A 20,977-nucleotide genomic window follows, 5' to 3' on the forward strand; every position below is an offset into this window, starting at 1 on the left:
TACGGGGCGTAGCGGACACGCCTCCGCGCCCGCCGAGATGTGGATCACCGGTTGCCCCGAACGCGGAGTGATCAGCGGGAACCCGGGGCATGATCCACGTGTCTGATACTTCGGAAAATCGACGACATCAACCGAGTTCGACTGCCGTTCATCTTGGTCGGGGAAAATTACGGACATGACAGTCAATCCAGGACATCTGCCACATAGCGATGAGGCGCTGCCCGATGATCGCTTCCTCGACCGTGAGGAGAGCTGGCTCAGGTTCAACCAGCGGGTCCTGGAGCTCGCCGAGGATCCCGCGCTGCCGCTGCTGGAGCGCGTGCGGTTCCTGTCGATCTTCGCGAGCAACCTGGACGAGTTCTTCATGGTGCGGGTCGCCGGGCTCGCGCGGCGCATGGCGACCGGCCTGGCCGTCCAGTCCGCGAGCGGCCGCCAGCCCCGCGAGGTGCTGGAACGTACCGCAGGGGTCGCCCACGAGCTGATGCTGCGGCACGCCGCCGCCTTCCGCAACGAGATCCGTCCCGCCCTCGGCAAGGAGGGCATCGACATCCTGCGCTGGGACGAGCTGGCCGAGACCGAGCAGGAGCGGCTGCGGCGCCTGTTCCGGGACCGGATCTACCCCGTCCTGACGCCGCTGGTCGTCGACTCCGCGCACCCCTTCCCCTACATCTCGGGCCTCTCGCTGAACCTCGCCGTGATCGTCCGCGATCCGGAGACGGACGCGACGATGTTCGCCCGGGTCAAGGTGCCGCCGCTGCTGCCGCGCTTCATCGAGGCGTCGGCCGACCGGTTCACGCCGCTGGAGGACGTGATCGCCGCGCACCTCGGTCAGCTGTTCATCGGCATGGAGGTCGTCGAGCACCACGCGTTCCGCGTCACCCGCAACCAGGACCTGGAGATCGACGACGACATCAGCGAGGGCCTCCTCCAGGCGCTGGAGCGCGAGCTGCTGCGCCGCAGGTTCGGCCCCGTCGTCCGGCTGGAGGTCGAGGAGTCGATCTCCGACGGCGTGCTGGAGCTGCTCACCGAGGAGCTCCAGGTGCACGACTCGCAGATCTACCGGGTCGGCGGCCCGCTCGACCTCGGCGGCCTCGCCGCGATCGCGGACCTGGACCGCCCGGAGCTGAAGTACGTCCCTTTCGTCCCCTCCAAGGTGGCGCTGCCGGAGGATGTGAGCATCTTCACGGCCATCCGTGAGCGGGACGTGCTCGTCCACCACCCCTACGACTCGTTCACCACGAGCGTCCAGCGGCTGATCGAGGACGCCGCCGCCGACAAGCGCGTCCTGGCGATCAAGCAGACGCTCTACCGCACCAGCGGCGACTCCCCGATCGTGGACGCGCTCATGAACGCGGCCGAGGCGGGTAAGCAGGTCGTCGTGGTCGTCGAACTGAAGGCCCGCTTCGACGAGCGCGCCAACATCGCCTGGGCGCGCAAGCTGGAGACGGCGGGCTGCCACGTGGTCTACGGCTTCGTCGGGCTGAAGACGCACTGCAAGATCGCGCTGATCGTCCGGCAGGACGCCGACGGCACCCTGCGCCGCTACTGCCACATCGGCACCGGCAACTACCACCCGAAGACCGCCCGGCTGTACGAGGACTTCGGCCTGCTCACCGCGAACCCCGAGGTCGGCGAGGACGTCAGCGCCCTGTTCAACCACCTCACCGGCTACTCGCGGCAGAACTCCTACCACCGGCTGCTGGTCGCGCCGAACAGCCTGCGGTCCGGGCTCGTCCAGCGGATCGAGCACGAGATCGAGAACCACCGCGCCGGGCACGCCGCGCGGATCCGGATCAAGTGCAACTCGCTCGTGGACGAGGTCGTGATCGACGCGCTGTACCGGGCGTCCCAGGAGGGCGTGCCGGTGGAGGTCTGGGTGCGCGGCATCTGCGCGCTGCGTCCCGGCGTCCCCGGCCTGTCGGAGACGATCAAGGTGCGCAGCGTCCTCGGCCGGTTCCTGGAGCACTCGCGGGTGTTCGCGTTCGAGAACGGCGGCGAGCCCGAGGTGTGGCTCGGCAGCGCCGACCTGATGCACCGCAACCTCGACCGCCGCGTCGAGGCCCTCGTCTCGGTCAACGACCGCGCCCAGCGCGAGGAGCTGCTCACGCTCCTCGACACCGCGATGGACGACGGCACCCAGGCGTGGACGCTGGCCGGCGACGGCACCTGGACGCGCGCCACGGCGCCGCCCGGCGAGGCCCTGCTGGACATCCAGACCCACCTGGTCCGCAGCCGCCGGTGGAGGACCGTCGATGGCTGAGCCCGTCCACGCGGCGGGAGCGGTGCTCTGGCGGGACGGCCCGGAGTTCGCGGTGATCCACCGCCCCCGCTACGACGACTGGTCGTTCCCCAAGGGCAAGGTCGACAAGGGCGAGCACGTGCTGCGCGCCGCCGTCCGGGAGATCGAGGAGGAGACCGGGGTGCCCGCCCGCCTCGGCCGCCGGCTGCCCACCGTCCGATATCCGGTCGACGGGCGGCCCAAGCAGGTCGACTACTGGTCGGCGCGCGGCGTGGGCGAGAGCGCGTTCGCGGTGAACGACGAGGTCGACCGGCTCGTCTGGCTCCCCGCCGCCGAGGCCGAGGCGAGGCTCAGCTACCGGCACGACGTCGACCTGCTGCACGACTTCCTGCGCGGGCCCCTGACCACGTGGCCGCTGGTGATCCTGCGGCACGGCTCCGCCGGGGAGAAGCACGCCTGGCACGAGCCCGACGAACTGCGTCCGCTGGACGGGAAGGGCCGCGCCGAGGCGTCCGAGCTGGCGGCGCTGCTGCACGCCTACGGGCCGTCCCGGCCGCTCAGCTCGGCGACCGCGCGCTGCGTGGAGACCGTGCTGCCCTACGCGCGGCTCGTCCGGACGCCGATCACCACCGACGCGGCGTTCACGGTCGGCGAGACCGACGCGGACCGCGCGATGGAGCGCGTGCTGGAGATCGTCGCCGAGGGGCTCCCCACCGTCCTGTGCACGCACGGCGAGGTCGTCTCCGATCTCGTCACGGGCCTGTGCAAGGAACTGGGCGAGAACCCCCCGGACGACCCAGGACTGCGCAAGAGCGAGTTCTGGGTCGTCCACCTGGACGGGTCAACGATCGCCTCGCTGGAGCGTCACACGCCGCTCAGAAGGACGGGCCGAGCGTCTGCGACCAGGTGACGGCGAGGCGGTCCCGCGCCGCCTCCGCGTCACACCGCTCCGCCCCGTACAGGACGCCCAGGGCGAACGCGTCGGCCACCGCCCGCGCGCGCCGCGCGGCCTCTTCGAGGTGCTGCATGGCAATGACGCCGTCCTGGTGCTCGCCCAGCACCTCCTGGATGCGCTTGGCGTCCTTGACGACCCGCCGGGCCGCCACGCCCAGCACGGGCACCGCGACCTCGGCCGCGTAGCGCGCGCGCTTGGCCGCCTTGCGCGTGTCGTGCCGCGCGACGTCCTCGTCCTCGGCGACCGCGATGGACGCGTAGTCCTTCGCCATCCGCTCCCACGCCTTCGTCACCAGGACGGGCAGCTCCTTGCGCGCCTTCTTCTCCGCCGCCCGGCCCAGCGGCGGATGCGCGACCAGTTCCTCCAGCGTCTCCAGCAGCGCGAAGTACCGGGGCTCCTTCAGGCTCGCGTTCAGCCGCCGGTACGCGCCCCGCTCCCGCCGGGCCAGCTCCTCCATCCACCCGGACGCCGCGCCGTCCAGCCGCTCCTGGAAGCGCATCCGCAGCACCTCCAGGTCGCGGACCTCCCCGAGCACCGCCGCGAGCCACTTCAGCTCCTCGCCGAGCGAGCCGTCCACGTTCAGGACCGGCCGGTAGCTCTTCAGCGTGCTGCGGATCCTGCGCACCGCCACCCGCATCCGGTGGACGGCGTCGTCCTCCCCGACCCGCGCCTTCGGGTCGTACTCGAACACCGCCTCGACCTGCGCCGCGAGATAGCCCATCACCGCGTCCCCGGTCGTCACCGCGGGAGCCTTGCCGTTCGTGGTCAGCGCCACCAGCCGCGCCCGCGTCTCCGCCCGCGCGGCCTTCGCCTCCGACGGGACGACCGCCCCGTCCAGCAGCCGCCCCAGCTTCGACGACGACGCCGCCCGCTTGGCACCCGACTTGCGCAGCCGCTTCCCCACCGCCTTCAGCAGCTCGGGCGCCCCGTCCCCGAGCTCGACCTCGACCTCGCGCCACTGCCGGGGCGCGCCGCCCCGCGCGTCCTGCCCGGTCACGAGGTCGTCGGCCACCTCGACGAGCATCGTCCCGTCCTCGCCGTACAGCCGGACGACCGTCCGCTCGGTGTCCAGCGTCGCCACCTGGTCCAGCGCCGCCCCCCGCGTGTGCGCCGCCACCAGACCCGCCAGCCGCACCGGGACCACCCGCGGCCGCCCGAGCGCCGCCCGCAGCTCCTGCTTGCTGTCGGGCCCCACCGGCATCTTCAGGTGCCACCCGGCGTCCGTCCCGCCCCTCCTGCGCCGCAACGTGATCCCCTGCGCGGCCAGCCGCAGATCCTCGGTGTCGAAGTAGCTCGCGTGCAGCTCGTACGTCACCGGCTCGCCCACCGACGCCACCCCCGGCAGCCCGTCCAGCTCGGGCAGGACGAACTCGGCGGCGGCGTCGAACTTGTGCTCGATCTCCAGATGCTTCAAGGCCACGATCTGCTCCTCCACGGGGTTCCAACGGCGACGAGCACACCCAGATGGCCAGCATTCCACGCCAAGGTGAACAGATACAGAAACCCGAATGTCGGCCCAAGAGTCGCCTTGACCTGAAAATCCCCCGAACCGGCGCAGGTAAAGCGACCTCGCCCCGGCCCCGCGGCGTGACGAGCATCTCCCCACGTGGGCGCCCGACCCGGGCAACGGAAGACACATCGTGCTCACCCCGGAGGCGTCGAGTCCGACGGGCCCCTTCGTCAGCCGTCCGTGAGGTGGTATTTCATGCCCATGTGGGACGGGCGGAAGCCTATTTGCTGGTAGAAGCGGATCGCGTCGGGGCGTTGGCGGTCGGTGGTGAGTTGGACCACCCGGCAGCCCCGGGTGCGGGCCCGGGTGATGGCCCAGGTGATGAGGGCCTGGCCCACGCCCCGGCCGCGGTGGTCGGCGGCGACGCGGACGCCCTCGATCTGGGCCCGTTCGCGGCCCGTGTAGGTAAGGCCGGGGATGAACGTGAGTTGGAGCGTTCCAGCGACCTGGCCCGCGATCTCGGCGACGACCAGGGTGTTGTTGGGGTCGTCCGTTATGGCGGTGAAGGCGGCGATGTAAGCCGCTTCGGCGTCGGGTGTTTCGCGGGCGGCGCCGAGGGGATCGTCGGCCAGTAGTCGGACGATCTGGGGCAGATCGTCCAGCGTCGCCTCGCGGAAGGTCACTTCTTGGTCACGCTGCACATCCACAGGTTATCCGGCCGTTAGGTTGCGAAGTTCGCGATGACTTGTAGTACTACGGCTCGTAGTACTACGTTGGGTGGACGACCACCCGTGTGTCTGCCGGTGGCCGCAGGCCGCCGCAGGGGGAGAATCCATGCACAGCGATGAGAACGAGGAACACTGGACCGACCACGCCATCTGCCGTGGGGCCGATCCCGACCTCTTCTTCCCGATCGGCTACTCCGCGCTCGTCCTGCGTGAGCAGGAGGACGCGGCGAAGGCGATCTGCTCGAACTGCCCGGTCGCGGCCGAGTGCCTCGCGTGGGCGCTGCGGGTCGGGGAGCCCGACGGGATCTGGGGCGGGACGACCCCGGAGGAGCGGCGCTATCTGAGGCGGACGGCCGACGCGCCCGAGCGCAGGCGGCTGCCGGTGATCGTGGTCCGCGGGGACGCCTCCGAGCCGGAGCACGCGTCCGCCGCCTAGGCACCTTTCCGGTGGCCGGGACGTTGTCCGGGTGACGGCGTCCAGAGTTACGGTGGCCTCCATGAGCGATTCCCAGCGGTCAGAAGGGCTCGTCCAGGCCGGCGCGCGGGCCCTTTCGGCGGCCCTGCTGGTCGGTGGCATCACCGCGCTGATGTGGGTGGTGGAGCTGTTCGACGTCTACGTCGACCACGACCGGCTCGACCGGCTCGGGATCCAGCCGCGCGACGTCGGCGACCTGCCCGACATCTTCACCGCGCCGTTCGTGCACGCGGGGATCGGGCACATGATGGGCAACACGGTGCCGTTCCTCGTGCTCGGGTTCCTGGCGGCGGTCAGGGGGATCGCGAAGTTCCTGGTGTCGAGCCTGATCGTCATCGTGGTGGGCGGGCTCGGGGTGTGGTTCACGAGCCCGGCGAACACGCTCGGGTCCAGCATCCTGATCTTCGGGTTCTTCGGCTACCTGGTGGGGCGCGGGCTGTTCGAGCGGCGGCTCGCCGACATCGTGATCGCGGTCGGCGTCGTCGCCGTCTACGGGACGATGCTCGTCGGCGTGATCCCCGATGACCCCGCCATCTCGTGGCAGGGCCACCTGTTCGGGCTGATCGGCGGTGTGCTCGGCGCGTGGTTCCTGCGCCGCGGCGCTAGCTCGGACGGACGGTCACGTCCGACACCACCGCGTCACGGGGCGTCTCCAGGGCGCTGACGAGCACGCGCGCCACCGTGGACGGGGCGGCGAAGTCGTCCTCGGCGTAGGGGTGGCCCTCCTGGGCGCGGACGCTGCGCTGCATCTCCGTGGCCGTGCGGCCCGGATAGACGGTCGTGACGCGCAGGGACGGCTCCTCCGCGCGCAGGGAGTCGGCCAGGGCGCGCAGGCCGAACTTGCTCGCGGCGTAGGCGGCCCATTCGGGGTTGGCGCGCAGGCCCGCCGTGGAGTTGACGAAGACGACGTGCCCCTGCGCGGCGCGCAGCGCGGGCAGCAGCAGCCGGGTCAGCTCGGCGGCCGAGACGAGGTTGACCGACAGGTGGTCGATCCACTCGTCCGCCTCCAGGTCGGCGACCGGCGACAGGTGGACGACCCCCGCCGCGTGGACGAGCCCGTCCAGCCGGGGCGGGAGGTCGTCCAGGGCCAGGGCCGCCTCGATGCGGCGCGGCTCGGTGAGGTCGAGCGGGATGGTCCGGATCGTCCGGGTGGAGGGGCCGACGCGCGGCGCCTTCGGGTCGATGACCTGGGTCGAGGCGTGCGCGCCGGTCCGCAGCGTCGCGGCGAGCTTGTCCAGCCGGTCGGGTGAGCGGCCGGTCAGGACCAGGTCGTGGCCGCGCTCGCGCAGCAGTTCCGCGACCGCGGTGCCGATGCCGCCGGTCGCCCCCGTGATGAGATACGTGCCCATGGCGCCCCATTCTCGTGGATCTTCGACTCGCCCGCCTAACCGGGTGGACGCTCCGCGGCGCGGATCAGTTCGGACGCAGCACCCGGGTGACCCCGGCGATCAACGCGGTCGCCAGCACCCAGCCGGTCGCGACCAGCGTGTAGGCGACCCAGCGGGACCAGCCCATCGCGTCGAACGCCTGCTGCTGCCCGAAGGTGTCCAGGGGGATCAGCAGGTCGAGGCTGTAGACGAGGGAGTGGAAGACGGGCCGCTCGTCCGGCGGCTTGATCGGTTTGGGTGGGTCGGCCGAGAACACGGTGGTGCCGACCGCGAGCAGGAAGCCGAACCACGCGAAGGCCAGCCAGGGGCGGAAACCGTAGCCGACCGTCCAGTCCAGAAGGTGGTTCCACGCCCGCCCGACCAGGTGCAGGCGCCGGCGGCGGGCGCGCATCTTGGCCAGTTGGACCTTGCGGGCCAGGTCGTCCGACCCGACGCCGTGGTACCAGGCGGCGAGCTGCTCGTAGGGCTGGAGGTGGAACTCGGGGTCGCGGGACACCCAGCTCAGCCGGTCCTTGAACGTGCCGTTGAAGCGCAGCGTCTCGTAGGTGAGGCCGTTCAGGTACAGCTCGTCGGGCCAGGTGTCGGGGCTGTCCATGATCAGGTTGATGCGGGAGTAGGACAGCGACACCCGCCCCTGGATCTTCTCCAGCGGCCACAGGAGCAGCTCGTCCACCTGCATGTGGCTGCCGTGCAGGGCCATCCGGGCGGGATCGCCCGAGTCCAGGACGCCCCGGGAGAACGACAGGATGCCGTTGACCCGCGCGCTGCGCAGCCGGAGGGTGCCGCGCGCGACGAAGTCCCGGCTGAACTCGGCGGCATCCTCGACGATCATGTTCAGCGCGTCCAGCGCGATCCGGCCGGGGTTGTCGAGGGTCGTGCCCTGCATGAACAGCCCGCCGTTCATGCGGGCGCCGACGAGCCGGACGCCGCCGGTGATGTGCGAGTCCTGGATGAACGTGCCGGCGTCGACGACGAGGGCGCCGCTGAACACCGCCCACTTGTCCGGCTCGGACGCGGTGATCGTCATCCGGTTCATCCGCAGGCCGCCGCTGATCTGCGCGCGCGGGAGCCGCACCTCGCCGTCCACCGTCGAGCCCGACAGGCTGAGGTAGCCGTCGACCTGGAGGCCGCCGCCGTCGAACCCCGGCATCCGGCAGTCGGAGAGCCGGAGCTGCCGCGTCTTGGCGTTGGAGAGGTCGGGCTCCTCGACGAGGCGGCACCGCTCCAGCCGCAGCTCGTGCTCGACCGTCCCGCCCGAGACGTCGAGCCTCCCGATGACGTAGGCGCCGCGCAGCCGGACCGCCGACACCGCGCCGGCCCGCGTCTCGCCCGCGCCGAGCAGCAGCCGGGTGATGGTCTCCGCGCGGACGATCCGGTCGGGCAGCGGCCCGGCCGGGCGGTCGTCGCCGAGCACGACCGTGTCGCCGGAGGGGAACGCGGCCCACAGGCGGCGTTCGGCGTCGTTGAGTCCGGGGGGCTGGGGCACGGTCACCCTTTCTACGGGGCGGTCCCCTCCGTGATCAAGCCGGAGAGGACCGCGCTGAGGTCCCCCCAGGAATCAGAAGAAGCCGCGGCGGCGGGACGCCTCGTCGAGGAAGCCGCCGAGCTGGCGCTCCCAGTCGGTGCCGTGGACGCTCGCGTAGTCCACGGTGAAGCGGCTGAACGCGTCGTGGCCCTCGGACAGGATGCCGCCGCGCTTGTCGAGTTCGAGGACGACCTCCATCGACTGCGGGTAGGACACGAACGTCACTTCGAGCTGGTTGATGCCGCGCGCGTACTGGTGGGGCGGCGTGAACTCGATCTCCTGGTAGAACGGCAGCTCCTGGTGGACGCCCCAGATGCGGCCCTTCTCGCAGTCGGCGTTGCGGAAGTGGAAGCCGAGGTTGGAGAACGCGGCCAGGATGCGCTCCTGCGCGGGCAGCGGGTGGACGGCGATCGGGTCGAGGTCGCCCGGGTCGAGCGCGCCCGCGACCTCCAGCTCCGTCGCGATCCCGACCGTGGTGCCGCGCAGCGGCTGCCCGTACATGTGGGTGAGCGGCGCCTCCCACGGGATGGGGAACTGGAACGGGACGCTGTGCCGCGCGCCCTCCTCCAGCCTGAAGTTCCCCGCGACGGGTGTCTTGGCGTACTCCAGGTTGGAGGTGTACTCGTTGTCGCCCGACTCGACCTCGACCCGGGTGCGCAGCGCCAGGTTCACCGACGTGATGTCGGAGTTGAACTGGCCGCCGATGATGGTGATCTCACCCGTCACGACCGAGCCCGGCATGGTGTTCGGGTCGTGCAGGACGGTCTCGATCGACGGCCCGCCGATGCCCATCGCCTGACGCAGCTTCTTGAAGACCAAGGTCCACCCCTCCGTGTACGAGCTCTCTCGTCCCATAGACGCCCTTACGGGAGGGTACGTTCCATCAAGGGTGGTTGACCTGCGATTTAGCAGGTTCGTTGGCCACTTCGGGTCGATCAGTGCGCGCCGCCCGCGAGGTTCAGGCCGATGACGCCGACGATGATCAGTGCCAGCGCGCCGATCTTGACGGCGGAGACGTCGTCGCCCAGCACCAGCATGCCGAGCGCGGCCGTTCCGACGGCGCCGATGCCTACCCAGACGGCGTAGGCGGTGCCGACCTCCAGGTCCTTCAGCGCGAGGTTGAGCAGGCCGAAGCTGGTGACGGCGAAGACGAGGAAGCCGAGCGACGGCCAGAGCTGGGTGAAGCCCCGGCTGCCCTTCAGGCACAGGGCCATCGCGACCTCGAACAGGCCCGCGACGATGACGAGGATCCAAGCCATTGGTCACTCCCGGACGGTGAGACGGCACGGTCACGCGTCGTCTTCGCCCACCGGGTACGGCGCACCTCGTCCGGGAGGACCCCGGAAGGGGCCCTCACCCAGCGACAACGCCCCCGATCCCCCGGGTGTTCCCCGAAGGGCCGCGACGACTCGCCGCGGCCCCCGGGCGTGTTCGCAAGCGACCTCAGCCGCCACGCGGGCGCGTAGCCGACCGGTGGGGCCGACGCCGGAGGCGGGGCCCCACCGGGAAGATCGCGAAGCGATTCCGCGCTCGCAAAGGCACGGTCACGGCCCGAGCCGGCTAGGCGAGGGTCGTGGGCCGGGACTTCTCTAAGCTCTGCCGAGGGCGCGGTACTCCCAGCCGGCGGCGCGCCAGCGGGCCGGGTCCAGGGCGTGGCGGCCGTCCACGATGCGCTTGTGCCGGACGACCTTGGCGAGCGCGTCCGGCTCGATCTCGCGGAAGTCGGCCCACTCGGTCAGCAGGACGACGACGTCGGCGTCCTCGGCGGCGTCCAGCGCGTTGTCGCCGTAGCGCAGCTCGGGGTAGGCGCGGCGGGCGTTGTCGAGCGCGGCCGGGTCGTAGACGCGGACGTGGCCGCCGAGCCCGTGCATGGTGCGCGCGACGTCCAGCGCGGGCGCGTCGCGGATGTCGTCGGAGTTCGGCTTGAACGCGGCGCCCCAGGCGGCGATCCGGCGGCCGGAGATCTGGCCGCCGAGCAGCTCGCGGACGAGGTCGACGGTGCGGGCGCGGCGGCGGCGGTTGATGTCGTCCACCTCGCGGAGGAACGACACGGCCTGGCCGACGCCGATCTCCTCGGCGCGGTGCGCGAACGCGCGGATGTCCTTCGGCAGGCAGCCGCCGCCGAAGCCGAGGCCGGGGCGCAGGAACTTGCCGCCGATCCGGTCGTCCAGCGCGAGCGAGTCGGCCAGGTCGCTGACGTCGGCGCCGACCGCCTCGCAGACCTCCGCCATCGCGTTGATGTAGGAGATCTTGGTGGCGAGGAAGGAGTTCGCGGCGACCTTGACCAGCTCGGCGGTGGCGAGGTCGGTGCGCACGACCGGGGTGCCGATGTCGAGGATCGGCTGGAACGCGGCGCGCAGCCGCTCGTCCGCCCAGTCGGAGGCGACGCCGAACACGAGCCGGTCGGGACGCATCGTGTCGTCGACCGCGAAGCCCTCGCGCAGGAACTCGGGGTTCCACGCCAGCTCCACCTCGTCGCCCGCCGGGGCGAGCTCGTGCAGCACGCCGGTGAGCCGCTGGGCCGTCCCGACCGGGACGGTGGACTTGCCGACGACCAGCACGCGCCGGTCCAGGTGCGGCGCGAGGGCCTGCACGGCGGCGTCCACGTAGGTCAGGTCGGCGGCGTCGGAGCCCGGCCGCTGCGGGGTGCCGACGCACAGGAAGTGCACGTCGCCGAACTTCCCGGCCTCCTCGAAGGAGGTGGTGAAGCGCAGCCGCCCCGACTCCAGCGCCTTCGTGAGCAGCTCGGGCAGCCCCGGCTCGAAGAACGGCACCTCGCCGGACGCCAGTTTGGCGATCTTGCGCTCGTCGACGTCCACGCCGAGGACGTCGAAGCCGAGTACCGCCATGCAGATGGCGTGCGTGGCACCGAGGTAGCCGGTGCCGATGACGGTGAGCCGTGGGGACTCCGTCGCGTTCATTCGCGCTTCTCCTTGTTTCATGTCGGGTGGTTGACGGACGTTCCCCTGCTAGGAGCAGGTGCCCTTCTTCGTCAGCTTGCCGCCGGTGACCTTGTTGCCGCAGCCGATCGTGTTGCCGCCCGTGGTGTCGTTGATGCCGACCCCGCCCCCGCCCGCGAGGTTGATGATGTTGTTCCGGAACGTGTTGCCGCGTCCCCAGCCGTCCACGATCTCGTGGGTCTGGAAGCCGTCGAGGGGGGTCTTGGTCCCCTTGTTCCCCTCGATCAGGTAGCCGTTGCCCTTGACGTCGACCCACGAGTCGTTGTGCTTGTCCCCGCCCGTCTTCGAGCCGTCGAAGACGTTGTTGAGGATCTTGCCGCCGCTGGTGCCTTCCTTGATGTCGATCGCCTCGGCGGTGGCGCGGATCAGGTTGCCCCGCACGATGTTGCCGTCGCTGTTGTCCATCCGGCCGCCGGTGACCGACTCCCAGTTCGACTGCGCGGTGCCGAGGTAGACGCCCTCGCCGAACTTCTCGCGGCGCAGCCCGGTGTTGTAGACCTTGTTGTACTGGACGGTGTTGCCGGTGGAGAAGTTGCGCAGGTGGATGCCCTCGTCACCGATGTCGTGCACGTTCAGGCCCTGGATGACCGAGCCCTTGGTGGTGTCGGCCATCACGCCCTTCTGGCTGTTCTGGACCGAGAAGCCGACCAGCCGCCAGTAGGACGCCTTGTTCAGGTGCAGCGCGTAGCCCTTCTTGATGCCGCCGCCGTCGATGACCGACTCCTCGGTCCCGCAGAGGTAGATCGGCTTCTGCGGGGTGCCGGACGCCGTGGCGACGAACTTGCCCTGGTAGGTGCCCGGGTTCATCTTGATGACATCGCCCGGACCGGCGCCCTGGAGCGCCTGCTGGAGGCCCTTGGCGTCGCTGACGGTCTTGGTCGGGCGCGGGCACTCGATCTTGCCGGGGCCGTCGGGGACGGGGGTGCTGAGCGGCTCGCCCTTCGGCGCGCCGCCGCCCGACCCCTCGTCGTCGCCCTTGTCGCCGCCGCCGTCCACGTTCCCGCCGTCCCCCTCGTCCCCGCCCCCGGTCGGCGCGGGGCTCACCTGCTCTGACCCGGCCGTCTTCTTCGAATCGCCGTCGTCCCCGCCCAGGCCCGTGACCAGGAACACCAGACCGCCGACCACGACCGCGCCGACCAGCAGGCCCAGCACGAACTTGATGTCGATCCTCGCCGTCATCGGCGGACCACTCCCTCGGTGTCGTCAACTACGCGGCGCAGCAGCCGGACGGGACGCTCCTCCAGCTTGGTCTGCCGCTCGTACGGGTGGGCTCCGCGGCGTCCGATGCGCATCCCGTCGCCCCGGGAGCGGAACATGGACACCGCGACGAGCAGGAACACGCCCGCCCAGATGATGTTCATCGGCTTGAAGACGCGCTTGACCCACGTCCAGAAGCCGGCCGTCTTGTGCCATCCCGACGTGTTGTTGCCGGTCTCGGCGAACTTGCCGGTGGCGCGGTCGACGTCCATGACGCTCGTCCCCGCGCCGCTGATCGTGTTCCCTCTGATCGTGGTGCCGGTGACGTTACCGCGCAAGGTGAGGCCGTGCCGGTGCGCCGACTGGACGGTGTTGCCCGAGATCAGGCTGCTCGCGTCCCGGACGTACAGGGCCGTCTTCCCGCCGACGATCACGTTGCCCGACACGGTGCCGCCGCGGGCGCCGTCGCGCAGCACGATCCCCTGCCGCTTCGCGTTCCTCACCTGGTTGCCGGTGATCTGCACGCGGGTGGCCTGGGCGCGCATGACGATCCCCATGTCGCCGCCGATGATCTGGCTGGTCTGCACGGTGACGTTGTCGCCGCCGAGCAGCTCGACCCCGTAGCGGCGGTTGTTCCGGATCACGCTGCTGCTGATCAGGTTGCCGCCGAACGGCGTGATCGCCTCACCGGACGCGGACGGCCCGTCGGCGAGCGGCTGCCCGTTCAGCGTGAACCCGTTGCCGCCGTTCTTCTCGGACGTGCAGTGCGTCACCCGGACGCCCTCGGTGCCGCGCGACAGCACGAACCCGTCGCCCCGGCTGCCGCTGACCGTGGTGTTCTCGATCGTGGCGTTCTTGGCGAAGCGGTGCAGCACGACGCCGTGCACCAGGCTGTCCTTGATCGTGTTGCTCGCGATCCGCGTCTGGTTGGACGCGGTGACGAACAGGCCGTAGGCGTCGCCGGTGAACGAGGACTGCTCGATCGCGCCGCTGACGAGGTTGGCGGCCGGGACGTAGAACGTGCCGCCGCCGCGCCCGCCGGCGGGGGTGACCTCGACCTCCTCGCGGTTGCCGCGCGTCCCCTCGTTGGTGCCGTTCGGCAGCCGCACCGCGCGCTGCGGGCCCGGCGTCCCGGCGGGCTCGGCCGCCGAGTCGGGGCGGTCCGAGCCGGTCAGCGCGACGCCGCCGGTCCGCCCGCTCCAGAAGCCGAGGTCGGAGACCTGCGTGTACTTCATGTCGAACTGGCCGCCGATCGCGCGGATGTAGGCGCGGCCGTCGGAGACCTGCGTGTCGGGCACGCGCTTGCTGTCGTTCCAGCTGGAGAACCGGACGGGGTTCTGCGCCGAGCCGTTGATCCGCACCGTCCCGCCCGCGCTGACGATCGAGGTGAACTGGCCCGGGATGCTGCGCATCCGGATCGTCAGCGGGCCGGTCGAGCTCTGCAGGATCAGCTTGCCGCCCGCCGCGACCATGATGTTCACGCCGAGCAGGTAGGACCCGTCGCTCTGCTTCTGGAAGTCCTGCCCGGCGAGCTTCGCCAGCTCGGCGACGTAGTAGGGCTGGCGCCGCTGCGGCAGCATCAGCGTCCGGCCGTTCGCGGACGCGAGCACGCGCGGGACGCGCGCCGCCGCTGCCGCCGCCCCGCCGCCCGCGAGGTCGGACTCCTGCTTGGCGCGGATCTGCATGATCCGCATGTCCTCCTGGTCGACCAGCGTGGCCTGCTGCTTGGCCGACTCGGCGGACACGTCGTTGACGTCGGGCATGCCGGAGTCGTCGGCGATGTAGACGCGGTAGGCGTAGGCGCCGCCGCCCGCGAGCCCGAGCACCAGCAGGGTCGTGACGACCTTGCCCATCCGGCCCTGCTTCTTCTTGGGCGGGGCCGGAGCGGGGGAGGGCGCGGGCACGGGCACGGGCGGCTTGGCCTGCGCCGACGCGCTGTGGCGGGCCGGGGGCCGCCGGGCCGGGATCGGGATCGGGGTCGGCCGGGTGACGTTCGGATCGGGTCCGTTCATGTCAGGCGCCTCCTGGTTCCGGCCGCGCGGCGCCCGGCCACGGGGCCGGGTGCGGTGGGGCGGGCGGCGCCGCGTGCGGCTGGGGCATCGGAGGATGCGGCGCCGCGAGCGGCACTCCCTGCGGCGGCGCGGAAGGCGGCGCCGGGTGGGGCGCCGGCGGGTGCGCGGCGCCCGCCATCGCCGGTGCCGGACGCGCCGGCTGCCCCAGGGCCTGCCCCTGCACGTGTCCCTGGCCGTGTTGCTGGCCGGGGCCCTGCGCGTGCGCGGGTGCCGGTGCCTGCGCGGGCCCCTGGGCCGGTGCCTGGCGGGGGCCCGGACGCGGCATGCGCGGGAGCCTCCACACCGGACGCAGTTCCATCGGCTGCTGGAGCACGTAGGGGTGGGTGCCGCGGCGCCCGATCCGCAGCCCGCCGGTGCGGGCCCGGATCATCGTGATGATGACCATGAGGAGCACGCACGTCCAGATGATGTTCAGCGGCGTCATGTACCGCTGCGCCTTCATCCACAGGGACGCGGTGTCGTTCCATCCGCCGGTGTCGTTGCCCGACTTCTCGATGCCGCCGTGCGCCCGGGACGTGCTGACCGCGCTCGTCCCCGAGCCGCTCAGGTGGTTGTCGCGGATCTCCGAGCCGCCCGCGTTCCCGACCAGCGTGATGCCGTGCGAGGTAGCGCCCTTGATGACGTTGCCGACCAGCGTCCCCGACGAGCCGCGCAGGTAGATGCCGGTGCGCGCGCCGTCCACGGTGTTGCCGGCGAGGCTCGCGTCCCGCACCCCGTCGCGCAGCGAGATGCCCTGCCGGATCTGCCCCGACAGGCGGTTGCCCGACACCTGCACCTGGGTCGCCGCCGACCGGACCACGATGCCCATGTCCCCGCCGATGACCTGGCTGTTCTGCACCGACAGCTTGTCGCCGCCGAGCAGCTCGATGCCGTAGTGGCCGTTGTTGCGGGCCAGGCTGTTGTTGATCGAGCTGTCGCCGAAGCTCTCCAGCGACTCGCCGGAGGCCGAGGGGCCGTCCGCGAGCGCCTGGCCGTTGACGGTGAAGCCGTTGTGCCCGTTGTTCTCCGAGCGGCAGTTGGTGACGCGCACCTTCTCCGTCGCCCGCGACAGCACGAACCCGTCGCCCTTGCTGCCGGTCACGATCGTGTTCTCGATCGTGGCGTTCTTGGCGAAGCGGTGCATGACGAGCCCGTGCACCAGGCTGTTCATGATCTTGTTGTTGGTGACCTGCGTCTGGTTGGAGCCCGACACGAACAGCCCGAACGCGTCCCCGATGATCGTGCTGTGGTCGATCGACCCGGTGACCAGGTCGGCCGCCGGGACGTGCGTCGCGGTGCCGCCCGGACGCTCGATCTCGATGTCGCCGGGGCCGCCGCCGGAGCCGCCCTTGCGCTGCTGCTCCAGCCGCTTCTTCTTGTTGGCGTGCCGCTGCTCCTTGTTGAGGTGCTTGGCGGCGCTCGCCGGACGGTCGGTGCCGGTGAGCGCGATGCCGCCGGTCCGCCCGCTCCAGAAGCCGAGCTGCGACACGTGCGCGTACTTCATCCGGAACTCGCCGCCGACCGCGCGCAGGTAGGCGCGCCCGTCGGCGACGTTGGTGTCGGGCCTGCGGGTCCGCGGGTCCCAGCTGAAGATCCGCGCCGGGTAGCGGGCGTTGCCCTCGATCCGGATGTTGCCGCCGAAGCTGACGATCGAGCTGAACGCGCCGCCCGTGCTGCCCATCCGGATGACCAGCGGGCCGCCGGAGGGGTTCTGGAGCAGCAGCCCCGCGCCGTCCGCGACGAACACGTGGATGCCGAGCAGGTACGAGCCGTCCGGGAGCCGCTGGAAGTAGCGGCCGCCGTAGCGGCGCAGGTCCTCCACGGTGTACGGCTTGCCGGTGTTCACCGCGGGCAGGACGAGCGTCTTGCCCTGGCTGGAGCCGAAGATCTGCGGCCGCTTCCACTGCGCGGTCGCCTGCCCGCCGATCTGCAGGATCGCGGTCAGCACCGACCGCGTCTGCATGATCCGCTGGTCCTCCTGGTCGACGAGCGCGGCCTGGCGCGCGGCGTCGGCGGGGGTGTCGGCGTGGGCGCGCGGCAGGTGCTGGACCGGCAGGAGCACGGCCGGGACGAGCCCGAAGGCCGCCACCAGCCCGGCGCGGAAGGCCCGCCGCCCGGCCGTGCGGAGCGTGCGTGTCGTGCGGGACGTGCGCGTGGTGCGAGGTGTGCGCGCCATGCGGAACATGCGTGTCCGGCCTCGGGTTATTCGGAAGGTGTCGCTTAGTACGCCGGGGAGCCTCGGCGTCCGGTCCATCTCAGCCCACTCCCTGGAGCGAACTGGCGCTCTGCCCGGCGCCGCCGACCTGGTCGGACGTGCGGGTCAGCCAGCCCTGCTTGTTCATCGTCGCGAACGCGTACAGCTTGATCGGCAGCGAGATCATGATGATGACCAGCGCGGTCAGCGGCAGCAGCAGGATCTCGCCGGGGTGGCGGCGCAGGTGCGAGTAGCCGCGGACGCCGCGTCCGAACAGCACCCAGCCGATCGCCAGCGAGATGCCGAGCGGGTGCAGGTTGTCCAGGATCCGGCTGAAGATCAGGTAGCCGAGCGTCACGCCCATGGTGACCGGGGTCAGCAGGATCTGCAGGACGGTGACCTTGGTGACGAACGGCGTCTTCCACAGCCAGCCCTTCCACAGGGCCGTGAGGTAGCAGCGGTAGGAGTTGCGGCTCCAGCGGATCCGCTGCTTGAAGAACGCGCGGAAGGAGTCGGGGAACATCGAGATCGCGCGCGCCGACGACTGGTGCACGGTCTTGTACCCCTGCGACAGCGTCAGCCAGGTCAGCCGCCCGTCGTCACCGGCGATGCAGCGGCGTCCGAGGAAGAACTCGTTCTCCAGGTTCTCGACCACCGGCTGGATCACCGAGCGGCGGTAGGCGGCGGTCCGCCCGGACAGGCACGCGACGCCGCCCTTGGAGCCCATCGCCGGGACGTAGTCGTAGTAGCGCAGGTTGACCAGCCAGTCGGCGATGCGGCGCCATACGCTGGTCTCGCGCTGGTAGACGTTCTGCTGCGTGCCGACGCCGCCGACCTGCGGGTCCTCGAAGGGCATCTGCACCGCGTCCAGCAGCCCCGGCTGCCACCAGGTGTCGGAGTCGGCGAACACCACGATCTCGCCCCGCGCGGCGCGGATGCCGACGCCGAGCGCCGAGCGCTTGCCGGAGTGCTCGTACACCAGCACCTGGAGCCGGGGGTCGGCGACCTCGGCGAGCCTGCGGTGCCCCTCGGTGTCCCCGACGTCGATGACGATGATGACCTCGCTCGGGTCCTGGGCCAGCCAGCTCTCCAGGCAGCGGACCAGGATCTCCGGGTCCTCCCGGTAGGACGGGACGACCACCGACACCGTCGTCCGGAAGTTGTTGACCACCGGCCTGTCCAGGCGGGACAGCACGACGCGGTAGAGCCAGAGCCCCCACACCAGCAGCCCCGCGAAGCCCAGCGGGACGAACTTCCTCCAGTCGCCCCCGGCCGTCGCCGCCGAGATCGAATCCCAGGCGTCGCTCAGCCACCCCGTGACAGATGACAACTCGGTCCTCCCTCTCCCGTGTTCTCACGGGGGAGAACATCCGCCTCAGGTGACCCCCGCACCACCACATAGTTAGATGCGCCGGAGCGGTGGTTGGACCGTTATTTCCATATTCGGCCATCCAAGATCACCAGGTCAGAGGGGTCAGGCGCGATATCGGTCGCCCCGGGCGTGTGTCAAGGGCTTCTAGTGCGCACGAGCGAAAAAAGAGACATAAGACATCCCTGGGACGGGCACTCGCCACGGTTCCGACACACCCGACTGACAGTCAACTGTGGTGTATATGGCTCTATGTCTTGTTCATAGCTTTTTGTCCGTTTGTCGGTACTGTCAGGTAGGCGTGACACACTGTCGCTGTGAATTGCGTCACATTAGGCCCCGTTTACGTGTAGAGATGTGGTCTGCGTCCCGAGCTCGATTCGGTTCTGGGTGGTTGCGACTGGTTACCAGCGGGTAGCATGAGGGTGAGTTACTGACCAGTACCGACGCGCGGGGCCCCCGGCCGCCGCTGGACCGGACGGAGAGTCTCGAATGGGGCACTACAAGAGCAACCTCCGGGACCTGGAGTTCAACCTCTTCGAGGTGTTCAGGCGCCAGGACCTCCTCGGCAGCGGCCCGTACGCGGAACTGGACGAGGACACCGCGCGCAGCGTCCTCGACGAGGTGAACCGGCTCGCCGAGGGCCCGCTCGCCGAGTCCTTCGAGGACGCCGACCGGCACCCGCCGGTGTTCGACCCGGCCGCGGGAACCGTGACGATGCCCGAGTCGTTCAAGAAGTCGTTCAAGGCGTGGATGGACTCCGAGTGGTACCGCCTCGACCTCGCCCCCGAGTTCGGCGGCAGCGGCGCGCCCCGCTCGCTCACCTGGGCGGTCGCCGAGCAGGTGCTCGGCGCGAACCCGGCCGTCTACACCTTCGCCTCCGGGCCCGGCTTCGCCCAGATCCTCTGGCACATCGGCACGCCCGAGCAGAAGCGGTTCGCCGAGTTGGCGCTGGAGCGGCGGTGGGGCGCCACGATGGTGCTGACCGAGCCCGACGCCGGGTCGGACGTGGGGGCGGGACGGGCCAAGGCGGTCCGGCAGCCCGACGGCACCTGGCACATCGAGGGCGTCAAGCGCTTCATCACCTCGGCCGAGCACGACATGGCCGAGAACATCTTCCACCTGGTGCTGGCCCGCCCCGAGGGCGCCGGGCCCGGCACCAAGGGGCTGTCGATGTTCCTCGTCCCGAAGTACCTGGTCGACCTGGAGACCGGTGAGCTGGGGGAGCGCAACGGCGCCCACGTCACCGGCGTCGAGAAGAAGATGGGCCTGAAGGTCTCCACGACCTGCGAGCTGACCTTCGGCGAGAAGGAGCCCGCGGTCGGGTACCTGGTCGGCGACGTGCACCAGGGCATCCGGCAGATGTTCCTGGTCATCGAGTACGCGCGCATGATGGTCGGTACCAAGGCCATCGCGACGCTGTCCACCGGCTACCTCAACGCGCTGGAGTTCGCGAAGGAGCGCGTCCAGGGCGCCGACATGACGCGGATGACCGACAAGACCGCGCCGCGCGTCACGATCACCCACCACCCCGACGTCCGGCGCAGCCTCATGACGCAGAAGGCGTACGCCGAGGGCATGCGGGCGCTGGTGCTGCTGACCGCGTCCTACCAGGACGCCGTCCAGGTCGCCCAGCACGAGGGACGCGCCGACGAGCGGTCCGAGAAGATCAACGACCTGCTGCTGCCGATCGTCAAGGGCTTCGGCTCCGAGCGGGCCTACGCGCTGCTCGGCGCCGAGTCGCTCCAGACCCTCGGCGGCTCCGGGTTCTTGCAGGACTACCCGATCGAGCAGTACATCCGTGACTCCAAGATCGACACCCTGTACGAGGGCACCACCGCCATCCAGGGCCAGGACCTGTTCTTCCGCAAGATCCTGCGCGACAACGGCGCCGCGCTGAACGCCCTGCTCGGCGAGATCGAGGCGTTCGCGGGCGGCGAGGCGGGCAACGGCCGCCTCAAGAACGAGCGCGGCCTGCTCGGCCGCGGGCTCGACGACGTCCGCGGCATCCTGGAGCCGATGGTCGGCTGGGCGGTCGGCTCGCTGGAGAACCCGAAGGAGCTGTACCGGGTCGGCCTCAACTCCACCCGGCTGCTGCTCGCCCTCGGCGACCTGATCGTCGGCTGGCTGCTGTGCCGGCAGGCCGAGATCGCGCTGAACGCGCTCGGCGGCGACGGCGTCTCGGAGTCCGACCAGGCGTTCTACACCGGCAAGGTCGCCGCCGCGCAGTTCTTCTGCCAGACCGTCCTGCCGCGGCTGGCCGCCGACCGCGCGGTCACCGAGGCCACCACGCTGGACGTCATGGAGCTTCCCGAAGAGGCGTTCTGACCGCTTCCGGTTCCGCGCGGCGCGGAGGCGCAGGTAGCGGCGGGGACCCCGGTGGTCTCGCGCGCCGGGGCCCCTGCGTGCGGGGCGCGGTGTCACTACTGTGGGCCGCGTCCCTCCG

At 70.8% G+C, this 20,977-nt stretch carries 16 protein-coding genes and 1 riboswitch; of the genes, 5 read left to right on the top strand and 11 right to left on the bottom strand.

Annotated features, from left to right (window positions below; all coding sequences use genetic code 11):
* Positions 1-175: 175 nt before the first annotated feature.
* Together GNZ18_RS16690 and GNZ18_RS16695 are read left to right on the top strand one after the other, a co-directional pair.
* Positions 176-2,260 (top strand): RNA degradosome polyphosphate kinase, encoded by a 2,085-nt coding sequence (locus tag GNZ18_RS16690; protein WP_156217363.1) that lies wholly within the window; start codon positions 176-178, stop codon positions 2,258-2,260.
* Complete coding sequence (locus tag GNZ18_RS16695) at positions 2,253-3,149, top strand: NUDIX hydrolase (RefSeq protein ID WP_156217364.1); 897 nt, start codon at positions 2,253-2,255, stop codon at positions 3,147-3,149. The genes GNZ18_RS16690 and GNZ18_RS16695 overlap by 8 nt, the downstream gene beginning before the upstream one ends.
* Here GNZ18_RS16695 and GNZ18_RS16700 read toward each other — a convergent pair.
* Together GNZ18_RS16700 and GNZ18_RS16705 are read right to left on the bottom strand one after the other, a co-directional pair.
* On the bottom strand, positions 3,115-4,614 hold the full coding sequence (locus tag GNZ18_RS16700; protein ID WP_173390786.1) for a CYTH and CHAD domain-containing protein: 1,500 nt from the start codon (positions 4,612-4,614) through the stop codon (positions 3,115-3,117). The genes GNZ18_RS16695 and GNZ18_RS16700 overlap by 35 nt on opposite strands.
* Before the next feature lie 260 nt (positions 4,615-4,874).
* Entirely contained in the window at positions 4,875-5,327 is a 453-nt protein-coding gene (locus GNZ18_RS16705) for a GNAT family N-acetyltransferase (protein ID WP_214616568.1), read from the bottom strand.
* Between the two features lie 151 nt (positions 5,328-5,478).
* Here GNZ18_RS16705 and GNZ18_RS16710 point away from each other — a divergent pair, with 151 nt between their 5' ends.
* Both GNZ18_RS16710 and GNZ18_RS16715 read left to right on the top strand, forming a co-directional pair.
* A complete protein-coding gene (locus tag GNZ18_RS16710) occupies positions 5,479-5,808 on the top strand; it encodes a WhiB family transcriptional regulator (protein ID WP_156217366.1) in 330 nt (109 codons plus the stop codon).
* A 61-nt stretch (positions 5,809-5,869) separates the two neighbouring features.
* Positions 5,870-6,511 (top strand): rhomboid family intramembrane serine protease, encoded by a 642-nt coding sequence (locus tag GNZ18_RS16715; protein ID WP_156217367.1) that lies wholly within the window; start codon positions 5,870-5,872, stop codon positions 6,509-6,511.
* Here GNZ18_RS16715 and GNZ18_RS16720 read toward each other — a convergent pair.
* The 9 genes from GNZ18_RS16720 to GNZ18_RS16760 form a co-directional block, all read right to left on the bottom strand.
* Entirely contained in the window at positions 6,450-7,196 is a 747-nt protein-coding gene (locus tag GNZ18_RS16720; RefSeq protein WP_156217368.1) for an SDR family oxidoreductase, read from the bottom strand. The genes GNZ18_RS16715 and GNZ18_RS16720 overlap by 62 nt on opposite strands.
* A 64-nt stretch (positions 7,197-7,260) precedes the next feature.
* Positions 7,261-8,721, bottom strand: coding sequence for a hypothetical protein (locus GNZ18_RS16725; protein ID WP_312874569.1), 1,461 nt, complete (start codon positions 8,719-8,721; stop codon positions 7,261-7,263).
* A 72-nt stretch (positions 8,722-8,793) separates the two neighbouring features.
* Positions 8,794-9,579 carry a sporulation protein gene (locus GNZ18_RS16730; RefSeq protein ID WP_156217369.1) on the bottom strand — a complete coding sequence of 262 codons (786 nt, stop codon included), beginning with the start codon at positions 9,577-9,579 and terminating at the stop codon, positions 8,794-8,796.
* Positions 9,580-9,695: 116 nt separating this feature from the next.
* Positions 9,696-10,019: a DMT family transporter gene (locus GNZ18_RS16735; protein ID WP_156217370.1), complete on the bottom strand. Its 324-nt coding sequence runs from the start codon at positions 10,017-10,019 to the stop codon at positions 9,696-9,698.
* 31 nt (positions 10,020-10,050) lie between these two features.
* Positions 10,051-10,116, bottom strand: a riboswitch (guanidine-III (ykkC-III) riboswitch).
* Between the two features lie 233 nt (positions 10,117-10,349).
* On the bottom strand, positions 10,350-11,681 hold the full coding sequence (locus GNZ18_RS16740) for a UDP-glucose dehydrogenase family protein (RefSeq protein ID WP_156217371.1): 1,332 nt from the start codon (positions 11,679-11,681) through the stop codon (positions 10,350-10,352).
* 48 nt (positions 11,682-11,729) lie between these two features.
* Positions 11,730-12,899, bottom strand: a complete 1,170-nt coding sequence (locus GNZ18_RS16745) for a right-handed parallel beta-helix repeat-containing protein (protein ID WP_156217372.1) — start codon at positions 12,897-12,899, stop codon at positions 11,730-11,732.
* Complete coding sequence (locus tag GNZ18_RS16750; RefSeq protein ID WP_156217373.1) at positions 12,896-14,929, bottom strand: right-handed parallel beta-helix repeat-containing protein; 2,034 nt, start codon at positions 14,927-14,929, stop codon at positions 12,896-12,898. Before GNZ18_RS16750 ends, GNZ18_RS16745 begins: the two co-directional genes overlap by 4 nt.
* A 1-nt stretch (position 14,930) precedes the next feature.
* Positions 14,931-17,144: a right-handed parallel beta-helix repeat-containing protein gene (locus GNZ18_RS43185; RefSeq protein ID WP_173390787.1), complete on the bottom strand. Its 2,214-nt coding sequence runs from the start codon at positions 17,142-17,144 to the stop codon at positions 14,931-14,933.
* Between the two features lie 79 nt (positions 17,145-17,223).
* A complete protein-coding gene (locus tag GNZ18_RS16760; protein ID WP_156217375.1) occupies positions 17,224-18,492 on the bottom strand; it encodes a glycosyltransferase family 2 protein in 1,269 nt (422 codons plus the stop codon).
* A gap of 531 nt (positions 18,493-19,023) precedes the next feature.
* Here GNZ18_RS16760 and GNZ18_RS16765 point away from each other — a divergent pair.
* Positions 19,024-20,859: an acyl-CoA dehydrogenase gene (locus GNZ18_RS16765; RefSeq protein ID WP_156217376.1), complete on the top strand. Its 1,836-nt coding sequence runs from the start codon at positions 19,024-19,026 to the stop codon at positions 20,857-20,859.
* The last annotated feature ends 118 nt before the right edge of the window (positions 20,860-20,977 follow it).

The sequence above is a fragment of the Actinomadura litoris genome (genome assembly GCF_009733595.1).
In the GTDB taxonomy this organism is placed as follows: domain Bacteria; phylum Actinomycetota; class Actinomycetes; order Streptosporangiales; family Streptosporangiaceae; genus Spirillospora; species Spirillospora litoris.

Excerpts from the sequence above, each read along its gene's own strand:
- GNZ18_RS16715 (WP_156217367.1), top strand. The coding sequence starts at position 5,870 with ATGAGCGATTCCCAGCGGTCAGAAGGGCTCGTCCAGGCCGGCGCGCGG.
- GNZ18_RS43185 (WP_173390787.1), bottom strand. The coding sequence starts at position 17,144 with ATGGCGCGCACACCTCGCACCACGCGCACGTCCCGCACGACACGCACG.
- GNZ18_RS16710 (WP_156217366.1), top strand. The coding sequence starts at position 5,479 with ATGCACAGCGATGAGAACGAGGAACACTGGACCGACCACGCCATCTGC.
- GNZ18_RS16695 (WP_156217364.1), top strand. The coding sequence starts at position 2,253 with ATGGCTGAGCCCGTCCACGCGGCGGGAGCGGTGCTCTGGCGGGACGGC.
- GNZ18_RS16720 (WP_156217368.1), bottom strand. The coding sequence starts at position 7,196 with ATGGGCACGTATCTCATCACGGGGGCGACCGGCGGCATCGGCACCGCG.
- GNZ18_RS16690 (WP_156217363.1), top strand. The coding sequence starts at position 176 with ATGACAGTCAATCCAGGACATCTGCCACATAGCGATGAGGCGCTGCCC.
- GNZ18_RS16745 (WP_156217372.1), bottom strand. The coding sequence starts at position 12,899 with ATGACGGCGAGGATCGACATCAAGTTCGTGCTGGGCCTGCTGGTCGGC.
- GNZ18_RS16750 (WP_156217373.1), bottom strand. The coding sequence starts at position 14,929 with ATGAACGGACCCGATCCGAACGTCACCCGGCCGACCCCGATCCCGATC.
- GNZ18_RS16740 (WP_156217371.1), bottom strand. The coding sequence starts at position 11,681 with ATGAACGCGACGGAGTCCCCACGGCTCACCGTCATCGGCACCGGCTAC.
- GNZ18_RS16765 (WP_156217376.1), top strand. The coding sequence starts at position 19,024 with ATGGGGCACTACAAGAGCAACCTCCGGGACCTGGAGTTCAACCTCTTC.
- GNZ18_RS16735 (WP_156217370.1), bottom strand. The coding sequence starts at position 10,019 with ATGGCTTGGATCCTCGTCATCGTCGCGGGCCTGTTCGAGGTCGCGATG.